A 14,488-nucleotide genomic window follows, 5' to 3' on the forward strand; every position below is an offset into this window, starting at 1 on the left:
GTCGGGGCCGAGTACCCGCACCATGTCGCCCAGCAGGTGGGCGAAGCCGGCCGCAGCGCCGGCCGCATTTCCCGCCTTCCCCCGCCACCGGGCGAGGTTGGATCGGATGGTGAGAGTATCGGGGTGGTCAGGGCCGAGCACCCGCAATTGGTGGGCGAGTAGGTCTTCGGCTGCGGCCGCGGCGCCGGCTGCATCTCCCGCCTCCCCCTGCCAGGCAGCGAGGTTGGATCGGGTGGTGAGGGTGTGCGGATGGTCGGGGCCGAGTACCCGCACCATGTCGCCCAGCAGGTGGGCGAAGCCGGCCGCAGCGCCGGCCGCATTTCCCGCCTCCCCCCGCCACCGGGCGAGGTTGGATCGGGTGGCCAGGGTGCCGGGGTGGTCAGGGCCGAGCACCCGAAGCTGGTCGTCCAGCAGTTGGGCGGAGGCGGCCACGGCGCCGACCGGATCCCCGGAGTAGCCCCGCCAACGGGCGAGGTTGTAGCGGCTGGTGAGAGTATCGGGGTGGTCAGGGCCGAACACCCGCACCATGTCGTCCAGCAGTTGAGTAAAGGTAGCCGCAGCGCCAGCCGCATCCCCCGCCCGGCCTTCCCAACGGGCGAGGTTGGCCCGGATCGCCAGGGTGTCGGGGTGGTCGGGGCTGTGGCGTTGGTGGGCGAGGTTGTGCAGTTGCTTGTAGTGGTCGGCGGCGGCACGAACCAGGCCGGTATTGCCGAGGCTTTCTCCGGCGCGGGTGAGCACAGGGTGGGAGTCGGGATGCCAGAGAGCGTCGCCGGTGACGGTGTGCAGGGTGGCGGTGTTGGCGCGCAGCGCTTGGGTGAGAGGGCTGGCGCGGTCGATGTCGGGCCAGGCGTGTAGGAGGGCATCGGCCGCGGTGCGAGCGAGGGTGTCGGCGGGGGGGTGGGTGTCGCGGACGGCGCGTTGGATGAGCTGGTGGACGCGGATGGCCTGGCCGGGGTTGGCGGGGGTGTAGTCAGCCAGGCTGAGCAGGCACAGGGTATCGAGGGTGTCTCGGGCGTCGTCGGCGTCGACCTCCCGGGTAATGGGGGCGTCCTGGCCAGTGGGCCGGTGAGGGGTGCGGTGGGTGGTGAGGTAGGCCAGGACCGGGGGGCTGGTGAGAACGGTTTCGGGGATGCCGTTGGGGTCGAGGACGGCGGCGAGTTCGAGCATCGGGACGGCCAGGCCGACGGGGCGGCACTGGTTGGCGCGTTCCAAGGACAGTGACCAGGCGGCATATACGGCGACGGGCTGGTCGTCGGGGCGACTGCGGGGGGCCAGTTCTTTGAGGGTGCGGGTGCGGTCGGTGAGCCGCTGGCGGTAGGTGACGCAGTTGAGGTGGCGGGATTCGGTGATATAGGCGGCGGCCTGGGCGAGCGCGATGGGGAGATATCCCAGATCGGCGGCGACCCCGGCGATTTGGTCGGGGGTGTCGTGCCGGCCGTGGGCGGCCAGAGCGGCGCTGAGGTAGGCGACGGCTTCAGTTTTGGTGAACAGGCCGATGGTCACGCGGTGGCGGCCGGGGCCGAGGAGGACGGGGTCGTGGCGGCGGGTGGTGACGAGCACCCGCCCGTTCGGCTGGGTCGGGGGCCACAGGCCTGCGAGGTCGGGGGGGTCGGCCAGATCATCGAGGATGACCAGCCACCGCGCGTTGGTGTCGGCCAGCCAGCCCAGCAGTGTCTCCGCGGCTGCGGCGGGGTCAGTGAGGTCAGCGCCGCAGATCCGCGCGGCGGCGCGGGCGTAGACGGTCTGGATCGCTTCCCGGCTACCCGCGTTCACCCACATCAGTACGTCCACCGCCCCTGAATTCCAGGCCTGGTGGGCGTAATGGGCGGCAAGCTGGGTTTTGCCGACCCCACCCATACCGGCCAGCACCGCCGTCCCCCCGCCGGAGACTGCACGGTCGAGCTTGTCGGCGACGGGCCGGTGTTGGAAACAGTCCGCGATCCGTGGCGGCATGCCCACCCGATGGCGCTCTCCCCCGAGGGAGAATGCCGCGGGCGGGCGAGGGCGTGCGGGCCTGCCCCCACGACCTGGCCCGGCCCGGCGTTGCTCCACCGCCTGGCGGCGGATTGTCTCCCACCAGGCATCCAGGGCAGGTACATGGTTGGAGGTCTTCGGTATGCGGCCGCGAAGGTAGGCGAGCAGGAACATGCCCACGCGGGGGTCGGAGGGGACGTTCTTGCCGTTCAGCCAGTCGCTGAACGACTGCGCGGTCACTTTCAGTGGCGGTGTCTGCGCGGCGGCCTGCTTCCTGATCGTCGCCCCGGTGGGGCGGCGTGCGGCCTCCCAGAGGGCGCGCAGCGCCGCGGTGTAAGTGGCTGTCGCGTCGTCCGGCACACACACCCCCGGCTGCTACTGGTTCCGGTTCCGGACCGTAAACCCTCCGGATTATCTTCCGACGCAGGATCTCGCCACGGTCATGACCCGATCGGATGAGTGCCCGGACACCAGTGATTCGCCGGAGAACCGTCCGGAACCGCTCACTTGCGGGGCAGCACCGCCACCCGGGCGGTGCGGGCCGAAGGAGAACCCCGGTGTACATCCCCACGACCGTCCTGCTCGCCGCGGCACTGCTCGTCGTCGCCTGCGCCCTCGCTGGCCTGGCCAACGCTGTCCTGCACTACGCCGACGGTGCTACCTGGCCCGCCGCCGCCCGTGCCGGCGGTCGCGCCGGACTCGCCGTCGCCGGCGTGCTCCTGGCCGTCATCGGACTCGTCGTCGCCGCGGGAGGGCTGTAGATCGGTCCTGCCATCAGCCCACTCTCACGATATTTAATGATGTTGATGAGTCCGTACGCTCTCTACAATCTTTGAAATCCTGGATGGGGCAAGTCCGGGCCCGACCCTCTGCCGGCCTGGGAGACGAGAAGTGTCTCCATCCCTGGCATCAGGGTCGGTTCTGCCGGGATCCCCCACTCAGCCCCGTCAGTAGGCGAGGTCGTTTCGGGTGGTGAGGATGGCGGGGTGGTCGGGACCGAGTACCCATAACTGGTCGACGATCAGCTAGTCAAACGCGGCCACGGCGCCGTCGGGATCTCCCACCTGGCCCCGCAGACGGGCGAGTTTGTTTCGAGTGGTGAGGATGGCGGGGTCGTTGGGGCCCAGTACCCGCACCATATCGGCGAGCAGCTGGTCGAACGCGGTCGCGGCGCCGGCGGGATCTCCCGCCTCGCCCTGCAAATAGGCGAGGTTGTACCGGGTGGCGAAGGTGTAGGGGTGATCGGGGCCAAGCTTCCGCAACTGGTCGGCGAGCAGTTGGTCGAACGCGGCTGCGGCGCTGGCGGGGTCTCCCGCCTGACCCCTCCAGCGGGCGATCTCATGCCGGGTGGTGAGGGTGTTCGGGTGGTCGGGGCCGAGTACCCTCACCATATCGGCGAATAGTTGGTCGAACGCGGTCGCGGCGCCGGCGGGATCTCCCGCCTCGCCCTGCAAACAGGCGAGGTTACCTCGTGTGGTGAGGGTTTCGGGGTGGTCCGGGCCGCCCTGCACCTGGAGTTCGATCTCGCGCCATCGCCGCCGCGTCGCGGCCCGGCGGCGGGCTCACCCACCGGGTGGGTCAGAGGCTGACACAGTCGTCTGGCATGGTGCCGTACCCGGAGGGGCGCACGGTTCCGGCGGCCGGGGTGATCGTCCCCCGGGGACCCCCTGCTGCCGCACGAGCCGACTGTCATCGGCCCGTGCGTTCTGTTGAGCCGGCTGGGCGTGGGCGGGATGGGCGCTGTCTACTACGTGCGCGACCGGCGGGGGCGGCCGGTCGCGATCAAGGTGATCAGGCCGGATCGGGCCGGGGACCAGGAGTACCGCCGCCGTTTCCGGCGGGAGATCGAGGCGGCCCGTCGGCCTCGTCTGCACAACCGTCGTTCATCAGGGGTGGTGCAACGAGCGCTCGTCCCCGGGTGCCGCCGAAGCCGCGGATGGGCCGGACTTACTTCGGCGTCTCTGTCTGCTGTCGGGGTGCGTCCGGGCGGGTGAGGTCGTCGCGGAGGGCCCGCAGGTAGGAGCGGAGGATCGCGGATCGGTCGATGAGGGTGGGGTTGAGCAACCACTGGGTTTCGATCCCGAGGGCGACGGCGACGATCTCGGTGGCTTTCGCCGCGGCGTCGATGTCGCTGCGGATCTCGCCGCGTTGCTGTCCTCGCCGGATCTCGTCGGCGATGAGGCCGCGGGTCTGCTGGTCGCGCTGGTCGAAGTAGTCGTGCAGGGGGTCCTCTGGGTCGAGGTTCTCCGCCCGCAGGACGGTCACCAGTCGGATGACGATGTCGGGTTCGGTTGGGGTCTGAAGGTCCTGGGCGCCGAAGATGCCCTTGCCCGCGTAGTCGGTCGCCGCCTGGTCCACGAGTGCGTCGCGCCGGACCATGACGGCGCGGAGCAGATCCTCCTTGGTGCCGAAGTGGTGGAGGATCCCGCTGTGGCTGATGCCGATGCGCTCGGCCAGCTCGAGGAGCCCGGTCCCGCGGTAGCCGTACCGGGCGAACAGCTCGACGGCTGCGTCGAGGATCTGCTCCCGCCGGGCGACCCCGCGGCGGTTCGGCGTTCCCTTCTTCGGTGGCATCAGTCGGGCACTCCCGATGGGCTTGACAAGGCGCGACCTCCGAATAACCATACAGACCTGTCAGGAAGATGTGGTTCGGCTTCCCGGCGGACGACGAGCGGCCCCTGAGACGGCTCAGGCTGGTGACGTGATGTAGCGAACGTGGAGCTGGGGACTGCTATGGAACCACCGGAAGATCCCAGAGGGGTTGCGGCGGGCGCTGGCGAGGTCTTCCGCACAGGGTGGTCATCCTCGGGAGTGCCATGCCCGTCGCCGGTTCGGCACCGCAGAGGCGTTCGGCGGGTTCGCGCCCATCGCGGTGGTTCCGGGGGCCGACAAGGGCCGACGGAGGCCTGAGTGTTTGAGAGACGGCGTATGTCCGCGTCTGGGGCTTCGTGAGGGCCGGCCCTGCCAGTGCGATGGGCGACCGGGTGTGCGCCACTGGCGTGCGGAGGGGCCTGTATGCGCTCGCAGGCCTGAGCGTGCCCGGTCAGGGCATTCCGCCCAGCGGTGTCGGTTGGCTCCGCCATAACCTGTCGGGGCCCTCCGAGCCGTGGACCAGGGCGTTCGCGGTCGTCGGACTTTTGGGAGATGCGCACCGTCCCGCGGGGAGTATCTGACATTCCCGGGACGTCGGTTGTGCCGCGACCGTCCTAGGCCCTCGCCACATGGCACGACACCGTTGCTCCACGGCGGAGCTTCGACGGTGTGCTCGGGGCGTGGAACCAGTTCAGCCCCGACGGCGGCGCCTGTTCCTCGGCGGCCACGTCGTGACACCAGCCCGGCGAGGTCATCTTCGCACCGCCTTGCCGGGCCTCGCACCAACAGACGAACTTCACCTTCGGAAGGGCGGCGTGATGGGTGAGAGAGAATTATCCGGCGCACACAGTGGCGGTGGCGTCTCGCGCAGGACCTTCGTGCGCGGCACAGCTGCGGCGGCCGGCCTGGCGGCGTTCGGCGGTGCGCTTGCTGCCTGCACCGGAAGCGAACCCGCGGCCGCAGTGAAGCCGGTCGTTCACCCTGTGCCCGAGGCTGCATACGTACGCAAGCTCGGCGCGGTGCCGGTGGGATCCTGCAACGCGCTCGGGGATCAGCAGTGCAGGACAGGAGTCCCGAACCCCGTCTTCCGCAGTGTGGGGGCGGGCCTGTCCGTACCCGGTCTGGGCCTCCCGCTCGGGGGCGTCGGCGGCGGCTCTTTCATGCTCAACCAGTGCGGGACGTTCGGGCCGTGGAACATGGGCGGGCAGCCGACCACGGAATTCTGGGAGATGCGCACCCTCACGCAGGCGGCGTTCCACATACGGGAGGAGGTCGTCGGAGGCGGTGGGGGTGTGTCGGTCAGGACACTGGCCGTGCCGCACACCAACACCGCCCCTGACCGCACTTTCGGCGACGTCCTGCCCGCCTGGGACACACTGAAGCCCGGGGACGGCAGCTACGCTGTACTCTTCCCGTTCGGGTACATGACCTACAACGGCTTCCAGTCGAAGGTCTCCACCAAGATCTGGTCGCCGATCGTGGCCAATGAGGACGAGCGCACGTCGATGCCGGTGGCGTTCTTCGACATGCTGCTGAACAATCCCACCGAGAAGCCGATCAAGCTTTCGGTCATGCTGACGTTCCCCAACGCCCCGGCCTTCGCCACGGGTTCGGTACGGACTGGTCTCTACAGCAGGTTCGATCGCGATTCCGCGTCGGGTATAGGCGGGGTGACCCTCGGCTCGGACTCCCCGGAGAACACGCCGGACACCGTGACGTCAGAGTGGACCATCGCCGCGCATCCGTTCGCCGGGCAGACGCTCACCTACTGCACCTCATGGGACGGATCGGGCGACGGGAGCGACATCTACGCCCCGTTCTCCGCAGCTGACGCGGACGGGAAGCTGCCTAACGGCGACATCGACCAGTCGGCCTCGGCCGGCGCGGTTGCCGTGGCGCTCACCCTGGAGCCCGACCAGACACAGACTGTTCGCTTCGCCCTTTCCTGGGATTTCCCGCAGGTCTATTACGACGGGGAAGACGCGACGACGAGGGCCGTCTGGATGCGTCGGTACACGGCGTTCCTCGGTGGAAAGACATCCCGGACCAACGACTACCTCCAGGACTCGTATCCCTTCAGGCAGGGTTTCACCATCGCGCGGAAGGAGCTGGCCCGGTACGATGACTCTCTCGCCGTCGTCGAGTCGTGGTGGAAGCCGATCGCCGAGAATCCACAGGTTCCGGCGTGGCTACGCAAGGCGTCTCTGAACGAGCTGTATCACATGATCTTCAACGGCTCGTTCTGGGAGTCCGGGCTCGTCAGCAACACGATGCCGATGAGTGCCGAGGAGGGAACCTCGCCCCGTCTGGGATCCGCGATCCCGGAAACCCACATCTATTTTCACACCGATGGCGGGGGCGGTGGAGCACAGACGAACGAAGTCGACATGGACAGCTCCGGCTACCTCGTCTTCGCGAAGCTGTTCCGCAGCATGGAGCTGGGCCGTGTTCGCCCGCTACTCCAGATGGTCAGGCAGAATCCGCTGGGAATCGGGCGCGTGATTCAGCAGACCTTCAGAAGTTCAGGACCTTACATCACCCAGACGGCGTCGTTCCAGAATCTCCAGTTCTCCAAGCCGCCCACAGCGGGAAATCCGCCCGCTCCGCCTGCCACGGATCTTGGTGATCTGTTCGCGGACGAAGCCGGAGATCCCTTTCGTGACTGCCCGCACAAGCTCATCTACCGAACGTACGCACTGATCAAGTTCTACGACGACGACGATCTGCTGGAATACGGATACGCGCCGATGCTGAAGGCGTTGAAATACTCGCAGTTCTTCCGTCCGACCGGCTCTCACCTGCCGGCGGACCCGGCATCCAACAACCCGCCGAACACCATGGATCAGGCCGTCGTGAACGGTCACGGAATCTACAACTGCGGGCTGTATCTGCTGTCGCTTCAAATCCTCTCGACGCTGACGCCCCAGGCTGCCCGACTCGGTGTCGACGAGGCCACGCCCGAGATGCAGAAGGAACTCGACGAGGAGCTGGCGGCGGCGAAGGAGGAATTTGAGAGGATCTTCTGGAACCCGGCCACCGGTCGATACCGCTACTGCGACGGCACCGGCGGGATCGGCGATCGTTCCGGTACGATCAGGGGCCGTTTCAAGCCGGTGCCACCGCCGGACTCCATCTGGCTCGAGTCCTTCGCCGGTCAGCTCGTCGCGATGGAGCTCGGCCTACCTGACGTCGTCGATCTGAACCACGCCCGTACTCACCTGAAGAACACCCTGGATTCATTCATCCGGTTCAGGGATCCCGAGGGGAACCTGATGGGTGGTCCGATCATCCTCAAGCCGGATTTCAGTATCTACCCTAGTTCACTGAGGACCACAGAAATCAACGAAGTGATCCCGGGTATCGCCTTCCTGGCCGCCGCGGGAGCATTCCGAATCGGCGCCAAGGTCAAGGACAAGGGCATCACGGAAAAGGCGTTGAAGCTCGGTGAGGGGTGCGCGGTCCAGATCTACGACATCGAGAACAACGGTTACGCCTTCGCAACCCCCGAGAGCTGGTTCGTGGATGACCACCATATCTCCAGGTTTCCGGGATACACGCGAACCCGCTCTGTCTGGTCGCTCTACGACGCGGTCAGCGCAATCGCGGTGAAGAAACCGTCCTGACGCCAGTTGATCCTGCCCACCAGGCCGGAGCCCACGCCGGCCTGGTAGGGCGATCCGGACACAGACAGATCAGAGACTGACGGTGCGACCACTCAACCCGGACCTCATCACGTCAACGATGACCGCGTGCCATCTCGGCCAAGCAGGTATCCCGCGGGAAAGGCGAGAAGGCACGCCCATCGCTCTGGATCATGGAATAGCGGTCAGTTCGGCCTGGACAACCGGCAGGGGCAGGCCCTGCGCGGGTGAGTTCGTCGCGGGCCACGGTGGCCAGGTCTCAGGGATGTGGTCGAGTGCGAGGCGCAGCTGTTCGCCTCCCGTGCCGAGGAGCTGCTGAAGGAAATCAACCGGTGCCCGTGACGGCGTCCACTCGTTGTCCACAAGGCATCCATTGGGCCGGCGTAGCCTCCCCTTCGAGGCGACTGGTGGGAAGGGGCGAGACATGAAGCAGACCATCGGTTCCAAATCGGCCGACAAGGTCGGAATCATCGCGCCGGTCCAAAACCGCAGGGCGCGCGTAGCGAACAGCTTCGCGATCGCCGACATCGTCACCGGCGCCGTGCTCACCGTCACCGGCGCGATCATCTGGATCTCCGTCGCCGCCTCCGGAGGCAGCCGATAAAGACTGCGGTCGTCACCGGGGCGGGGGGTGGGCTCGGAAGGGCCATCACGGCAGAGCTGGCACGACGCGGCTTCGCGGTCTGGGTGACCGACGTCGAACTCGGCATCGCCGAGCCGGTGATCGAGGGCCTCGGTTCCGAGTGCCGCGCGGCGGTGCTCGACGTCACCGACGCGAGTGCAAGCCGCGCGCTTGCCGACGCGATCGTCGCCGAGCACGGTCACCTCGACCTGTGGGTCAACAACGCCGGCGTACTTGCCGTGGGATACGTCTGGGAGGTCGACGACGCCAGCAACGCGCGTGTTCTCGCCGTCAACGCGACCGGGACGATCAACGGCGCGATCGCCGCTCTGGCTCACATGGTCCCGGCGGGGCGGGGTCAAGTGATCAACGTGGTCTCGCTCGCGGGGATCGTGGCGACGCCCGGGCAGGCGGTCTACGCGGCGAGCAAGCACGCGGCGATGGCCTTCAGTCTCAGCACGCTTTTCGACCTGCGGCGCGGCGGCCACCGCGGCATCGACATCTGCGCGGTCTGCCCCAGCGGCGTGTGGACCCCGCTGGTGGGGAACCGCATCGACGATCCCGAAGCCGCGGCCTCCTTCACCGCTCCACCGCTCACCGCCGACGTGATCGGCCGCGTGGTCGGCCGCCTCACCGAGCGCCCCCGCCCGGTGACGATCGTGCCGCGCCGGCGGGGTCCGATGATGCGCTTCGTGGATCTCTTCCCTCGCCTCTCCGCGCCCGCGGTGCCGACGCTGATGCGGGACGCCCGACGCCGACAGCAGCGCTACAAGCGACTCACCGAGAATGGCGAATGGCCGTGACTGCCGGCTGACCGCTGATCCGAATCCCACGCAGCGGAGTCGACGCGGACGGACGGGCATACACCTGAAAGCCCTGGTTTGGAGATCGCGCGGTTGCGCCGGGCGCTCGCGGACCTTCCGCCGCCTGCGGCAGGAACATCATCAACGTCCTTCGTCAGGTCGTCCTGCCGTTGTGTACTTGAAGGCCGGCGGCCATCCGCCAGCCCCGGCAGGAGGAGTCCGAAGAAGTGAGGCGTTGACCGTGGCGACATCGGGACGGACCCCCGCGCAGCGCCGAGCCGATCGTGCCCGCTGCCCGATCCCGGTCGCGCAGATCCTCGCCATCCCGATCCGCACGGTGGCCGACGCGATGCGGCGGGCGGGCGTCGACGGGCCGCTGACCGTCGCGCAGGCGCGGTCGTGGCGGGCGATGACCAGCGAACCGCCGGGCTGGATGGCCGAGCTGTTCGCCGAGACGGCCGCCCGCAGGAGTCAGCGGGAACACCGCGAGCAACGCCGAACCTTCGAAGCGGAGCACGCCACGCTGCTGCTCGCCGACGAGGTGGAACAGCGGCTGCTGGCCGGCCGGCGGATACGGGGCGACGAGGCTGAGCGCCTGGCCGCGGACCTGGCGTTCCGCGCCTACAAGGAGCTCCTCCGCGGTGCGGAACCCGGCGATCTGCTCGCATTGGACCTCGCCGCCCTGCGATGGGCCGGCATCGACCCCGACGACCCCGGCACCTGGCGCCCGGCAGAGTGAACGCCGACCACCCACCTGATCGCCTTCTGTCTCCAGACACCGTGGACGTGCTCCGCTCGGCCGGCCCGGCTATCGTGCTGCTCGGACGTCCAAGGGGTCGGGCTCAGGCTGTGGTTCCGCCGTCGATGACGAGGTCGGTGCCCACGACGTAGCGGGCCTCGTCGCTGGCCAGCCACAGGATCGCGGTCGCGATCTCCGACGTGTCGGCGACCCGGCCCGCCGGGACGGTGCCGCGTATCCGGGTGTCGCGGTCGGCGACCGACTCGCCGGGGCGCAGGGAGAGCTCGGTGTCGGTGGCACCCGGGCTCACCGCGTTGATCCGGACATTGTCGGCGATGTGGTCGCGGGCCGCGGCCCGGGACAGCACGCTGACCGCGGCCTTGCTGGCGGCGTAGGCGGCCAGTCCCGGTCGGCGGCCGTGGACGCCGATGTTCGAGGCGACGTTGACGATGGTGCCGCTGCCGTTGTCCCGCATGTGCGCGACCTCGTATTTCAGGGACAGCCAGACGCCGGTGAGGTTGGTGCCCACCACGGTGTTCCAGGCATCGATCGGCAGGTCGGCCACCGGTGCCGGCGGGCCGACCAGGCCGGCGTTGTTGACCGCGACGTGCAGGCCGCCGAACCGGTCGGTGGTGGCCCGCACCAGGGTGGCGACGTCCTCGGCGACGGTGACGTCGGCGGGGATGGCCGCGGCGCGCCCGCCGAGGTTCTCGATGCTTTTCACCGTGGAGCTCAGCGCGTCGAGGTGGCGGCCGGCGACGACGACCGCGGCGCCGGATCTACGACGGCGAGACACCGGTCACGGACCACCCCGCGGAGACGACGCGCCAGCCGGGACTGCCGCGCAAGGAGACCGAACCACAAGGAGCATGATCCAAACTTGGCGGAGACCTCCACCATGCGGAAAACAGTGGCGAACCTGTGGTCTGTGTGTGGACATCGGGGCGCATCCGCCGATATCGCCGGCATGCTGTCTCTGAGCCGCAAAGATCAGTTACGCCGGAGCGCTGGGCGACGGCCGTGACTGACGACCCGACCTGTCGAGTAGCTAGAGATCCCTGGAGGCCAGGTGACGCGCCCCCGCTTCCTCCTCGCCTGCTGCCTGTGCCGCCGAACGATCCCCCCGGACTCGGACGCCTACGCCCTCGACCGGGAATGGGTCCGCCGATTCCCCCTGATGGTCGGGACGATCGCCTGCCCGGCCTGCGCCCTCCACGATTTCACCTGGGGGTGCCACAACCGTGAGGACCAGTTCGTCGAGGGCCATCTCCCCGTGGCCGACGGCGGTCCGGACATCGACTCGTGGAGCCACATCGAGAAGTACGGCAGCCAGGGCGGCATCATCCTCACCCATCCCGAATCCGGGCTGCTGCAGGGCGCCGAGGACTACCTGCGGCACATCGCCGGCCGCCAGGGCCTCGACGCGGCCTTCACCCGACGGCTCCAAGCCGCCCTCGACGCCTGGGACGCCTACTCCTCGGTCTGACCCGGCCGCGGATGCTCGTCGCCGGCCGGGTCCGCCGCGAGGCCGCGCGACCGGCGCGGCGCCGACTGCTGGGGGCGTCAGGCGCGGCCGGTGCCGGCGGCCTTCGCGGCGCGCCGGGCCCGCCGGGTGGCTATCGCGCAGCGCAGCAGGAACGCCGGAGTCGGCGGGATCCAGCCGGCCTGCAGGGCCAGTCCCTGGTCGTCGCGCACCGCCCAGTGTTCGACGACCAGGCCGTCGCGGAACCGCAGGAAGTGGGCGTGGTTGACGGTGAACGAGCGGCCGGTGGGCGCGAAGGCGCGTTCTACCTCGCCGTTCGGCGTCCATACCACCAGGTCGCCGGTGTGGCGGCCCGACATGGTCCCGTGGGTCACGACGAGATCTCCCTCGACCAGGATCTCCTCGATCGTGAAGGACATGTCCGAGAACGCCGTGCGCAGCCAGTGGGCGGTGGCGAGGAACGCGGCGGGGCCGAGTCCGCGAGCGGCCGGCGGCTCGCTCAGCGCCTCGCGGTTGACGGCCTGGGGATGGGTGAGCGCGATGAAGTCGTCGAGGTCGCCCTCGACCATCGCGCGGATGTGGCGGACCGTCACGTCGACGAGCACGCCGCGGTCGAGCCCCGTGGTCGCCGGCCGGGGCGCCCGGACGATGACGGGAGCGACCGCCGGAGCGGCCACGCTGGCCGACGCGCCGGTGGCGGTGACGGTGGTCGAGTTCCACGAGGCGGTGGTGATCGTGGCCATGAGGTGATCTCCGATCCGTTTATTCAGTACAGCTGGCTGTATCCAAGGATGACAGTAGGCTGTATCGAATTCCATGGTCATCGGACATCGAGGCAGGTCGCGTGTACGACAACCGGTCACGCCAGGTGGCCGCGGGACAGACCCGGCAGCGCGTCCTGGCTGCCGCCCGCGAGTCGTTCCTGACCCACGGTTATGCCGGGACCACGATCCGGGCGGTCGCGGCGGCGGCCGGCGTCTCGCAGGAGACCGTCTACAAGCGCTTCGAGGGAAAAGCCGGCCTGCTCAAGGCGGTGTACGACGTCACCCTCGCCGGTGACGACGAGCCGATCAGTTTCGCGGACCGACCGGAGGCACAGGCGATGCGGGCGGCGGACGGCGCCCGGGACTCCGCCCGGGCGTACGCGGCGATGGCCGGCGCCGTGGCCGGCCGCATCGGCCAGCTGCTGGACATCGTGCTCAGCACTCGCGGCGGCGACCCGGAGCTCGAGGCGTTCGCCGCGACGATCGACCGGGAACGGCTGCTGGGGGCGACGGCCGCGGTCCGTCACTGGTCGAGCCTCGGCCTGCTCCGCGACGACCTGTCCGTGGACACGGCCTGTGACGTGGTCTGGATGCTCATCTCGCCCGCCGTCGACAACATGCTGCGCCAGCGCGGCTGGAGCCGCACCGACTACCAGGACTGGCTGGCCCGCACGTTGCTGGCGACCGTGCTACGCGACGAGGTCACCACCACGGCGGGCGACGCCGGGAGCTGACACCGCCGGCCGCGGACGGCGTGCCGTCGTCCGGACGGACGCGGTGAGCTCATCCCGGACCATGCGGGACGTCGGCGGCCAGCGTGTCGAGTTCGGCGCTGGTGGGGTACCGGCCGGTTCCGGGGAACCCGACCGCCCAGCCGGCGGCGAGCACCGCGGTGACGACGGCCTGATCCGGGTCGCCGGTCCGCAGCCAGGTGTGCAGGAACCCGGCGAACAGCGCGTCGCCGGCGCCGGTGGTGTCGACCACTCCGAACGGTGCCCGGGCCGCGACAATACGGGGCGCGCGGCCCGCCACCGCCAGCAGGCAGCCCCGCGCACCCAGGCCGACGACGACGATCCGGGCCCGTCCACCGGCCAGGACCTGCCCGGCGAAATCCGCCGGGGCCACGGTGAGGTTCTCCGCCGAGCAGAACACGATCGACGCGTGCGCGACCCAGTCCGCGGCGTAGGTGTCGTCCAGGCCCGTGGTGGCCTGCAGGTCGACGGCGATCGGAACGTCCGCCGCGGTGGCGACGGGCAGCAGGTCGCGGGCGAACCCGATCGTGGAGATCGATGCCAGATGCGCCCCGTCGAGCAGCCTGCGGAACAGCGGTGCCGGGTAGCGGGCGGTGGGCAGGCCTTTCAGGTCCGTGGTGATCTGCCGGCGGCCGTCCGGGTCGACGAGAACCGCGGACTGGGCGGTGGCGTCCGCGCGCAGCACCCCCAGGCCGGCGAGCCCTTCGCGGGCCAGGGTGTCCCGGGCCAGGCGGCCGGCGTCGTCGTCCGCGAGAAACGTCGCCAGGCGCACCTCGTCGCCCAGCGCCGCCAGGCCTCGCGCGACGTTCCCGTCGACCCCGGCGACGTCGAGGCGCAGCGGGGAGTGGGCGTAGCGCACCGGACTGTAGTGCACCGGGAAACCCTCGACCGGGATCGTCTGCTGGACGTTCACCACACCGGCGACAACCACGGCGGCCACGGGTCCCAGCCTGCCATCCCCGTCCGTGGGGGGGGGGGGCGCAGGCGCGCCGGGCCCGCCCCGGCGCCCCCCCGCCCCCCCCCCCCCCCCCGGGGGCCCGCCCCGGCGCCGGGGTCACCAGCACCCGGTCCGGGGTGATCTCCTCGATCCGCCAGCTCGACGAGCCGAGCAGGACGAC

14 protein-coding genes are annotated in these 14,488 nt (G+C 69.6%); 7 read left to right on the forward strand and 7 right to left on the reverse strand.

Translation table 11 applies throughout. From position 1 onward, the window contains the following. The coding region (locus MXD62_RS36225; RefSeq protein WP_248833838.1) for a tetratricopeptide repeat protein at positions 1–2,334 on the reverse strand (2,334 nt) is incomplete at its 3' end. Between the two features lie 197 nt (positions 2,335–2,531). Here MXD62_RS36225 and MXD62_RS36230 point away from each other — a divergent pair. Then, positions 2,532–2,735, forward strand: coding sequence for a hypothetical protein (locus MXD62_RS36230; RefSeq protein ID WP_248833839.1), 204 nt, complete (start codon positions 2,532–2,534; stop codon positions 2,733–2,735). A 264-nt stretch (positions 2,736–2,999) separates the two neighbouring features. On the opposite strand, the gene MXD62_RS36235 is transcribed toward MXD62_RS36230, so the two are convergent. After that, positions 3,000–3,485 carry a tetratricopeptide repeat protein gene (locus MXD62_RS36235; protein ID WP_248833840.1) on the reverse strand — a complete coding sequence of 162 codons (486 nt, stop codon included), beginning with the start codon at positions 3,483–3,485 and terminating at the stop codon, positions 3,000–3,002. 436 nt (positions 3,486–3,921) lie between these two features. Further along, a complete protein-coding gene (locus tag MXD62_RS36245) occupies positions 3,922–4,548 on the reverse strand; it encodes a TetR/AcrR family transcriptional regulator (protein ID WP_248833841.1) in 627 nt (208 codons plus the stop codon). An 836-nt stretch (positions 4,549–5,384) separates the two neighbouring features. Between MXD62_RS36245 and MXD62_RS36250 the strand changes: the two genes are divergently transcribed. Next, positions 5,385–8,189: a GH116 family glycosyl-hydrolase gene (locus MXD62_RS36250; RefSeq protein ID WP_248833842.1), complete on the forward strand. Its 2,805-nt coding sequence runs from the start codon at positions 5,385–5,387 to the stop codon at positions 8,187–8,189. 189 nt (positions 8,190–8,378) lie between these two features. Here the strand turns inward: MXD62_RS36250 and MXD62_RS36255 are convergent, their stop codons facing one another. Then, on the reverse strand, positions 8,379–8,570 hold the full coding sequence (locus MXD62_RS36255; RefSeq protein WP_248833843.1) for a hypothetical protein: 192 nt from the start codon (positions 8,568–8,570) through the stop codon (positions 8,379–8,381). A 61-nt stretch (positions 8,571–8,631) separates the two neighbouring features. Between MXD62_RS36255 and MXD62_RS36260 the strand changes: the two genes are divergently transcribed. From MXD62_RS36260 to MXD62_RS36270, 3 genes are all read left to right on the forward strand, one after another. Then, positions 8,632–8,811 carry a hypothetical protein gene (locus tag MXD62_RS36260; RefSeq protein WP_248833844.1) on the forward strand — a complete coding sequence of 60 codons (180 nt, stop codon included), beginning with the start codon at positions 8,632–8,634 and terminating at the stop codon, positions 8,809–8,811. After that, positions 8,808–9,632: an SDR family NAD(P)-dependent oxidoreductase gene (locus tag MXD62_RS36265; RefSeq protein ID WP_308301380.1), complete on the forward strand. Its 825-nt coding sequence runs from the start codon at positions 8,808–8,810 to the stop codon at positions 9,630–9,632. Before MXD62_RS36260 ends, MXD62_RS36265 begins: the two co-directional genes overlap by 4 nt. A 235-nt stretch (positions 9,633–9,867) precedes the next feature. Next, entirely contained in the window at positions 9,868–10,371 is a 504-nt protein-coding gene (locus tag MXD62_RS36270) for a hypothetical protein (protein WP_248833845.1), read from the forward strand. A 103-nt stretch (positions 10,372–10,474) separates the two neighbouring features. Here the strand turns inward: MXD62_RS36270 and MXD62_RS36275 are convergent, their stop codons facing one another. Next, the gene (locus MXD62_RS36275) at positions 10,475–11,167 is read right to left on the reverse strand and encodes an SDR family NAD(P)-dependent oxidoreductase (RefSeq protein ID WP_248833846.1); all 693 of its coding nucleotides are present in this window, start codon (positions 11,165–11,167) and stop codon (positions 10,475–10,477) included. Positions 11,168–11,440: 273 nt separating this feature from the next. On the opposite strand from MXD62_RS36275, the gene MXD62_RS36280 reads away from it, so the two are divergent. Continuing rightward, positions 11,441–11,857 (forward strand): hypothetical protein, encoded by a 417-nt coding sequence (locus MXD62_RS36280; RefSeq protein ID WP_248833847.1) that lies wholly within the window; start codon positions 11,441–11,443, stop codon positions 11,855–11,857. Positions 11,858–11,934: 77 nt separating this feature from the next. Here the strand turns inward: MXD62_RS36280 and MXD62_RS36285 are convergent, their stop codons facing one another. Continuing rightward, positions 11,935–12,597, reverse strand: a complete 663-nt coding sequence (locus MXD62_RS36285) for an ester cyclase (RefSeq protein ID WP_248833848.1) — start codon at positions 12,595–12,597, stop codon at positions 11,935–11,937. Positions 12,598–12,698: 101 nt separating this feature from the next. On the opposite strand from MXD62_RS36285, the gene MXD62_RS36290 reads away from it, so the two are divergent. Then, complete coding sequence (locus MXD62_RS36290) at positions 12,699–13,352, forward strand: TetR/AcrR family transcriptional regulator (protein WP_248833849.1); 654 nt, start codon at positions 12,699–12,701, stop codon at positions 13,350–13,352. A gap of 49 nt (positions 13,353–13,401) precedes the next feature. On the opposite strand, the gene MXD62_RS36295 is transcribed toward MXD62_RS36290, so the two are convergent. Beyond that, entirely contained in the window at positions 13,402–14,310 is a 909-nt protein-coding gene (locus tag MXD62_RS36295; protein ID WP_248833850.1) for a carbohydrate kinase family protein, read from the reverse strand. Positions 14,311–14,488: the final 178 nt, after the last annotated feature.

This window comes from Frankia sp. Mgl5 (assembly GCF_023242985.1).
In the GTDB taxonomy this organism is placed as follows: Bacteria; Actinomycetota; Actinomycetes; order Frankiales; family Frankiaceae; genus Parafrankia; species Parafrankia soli.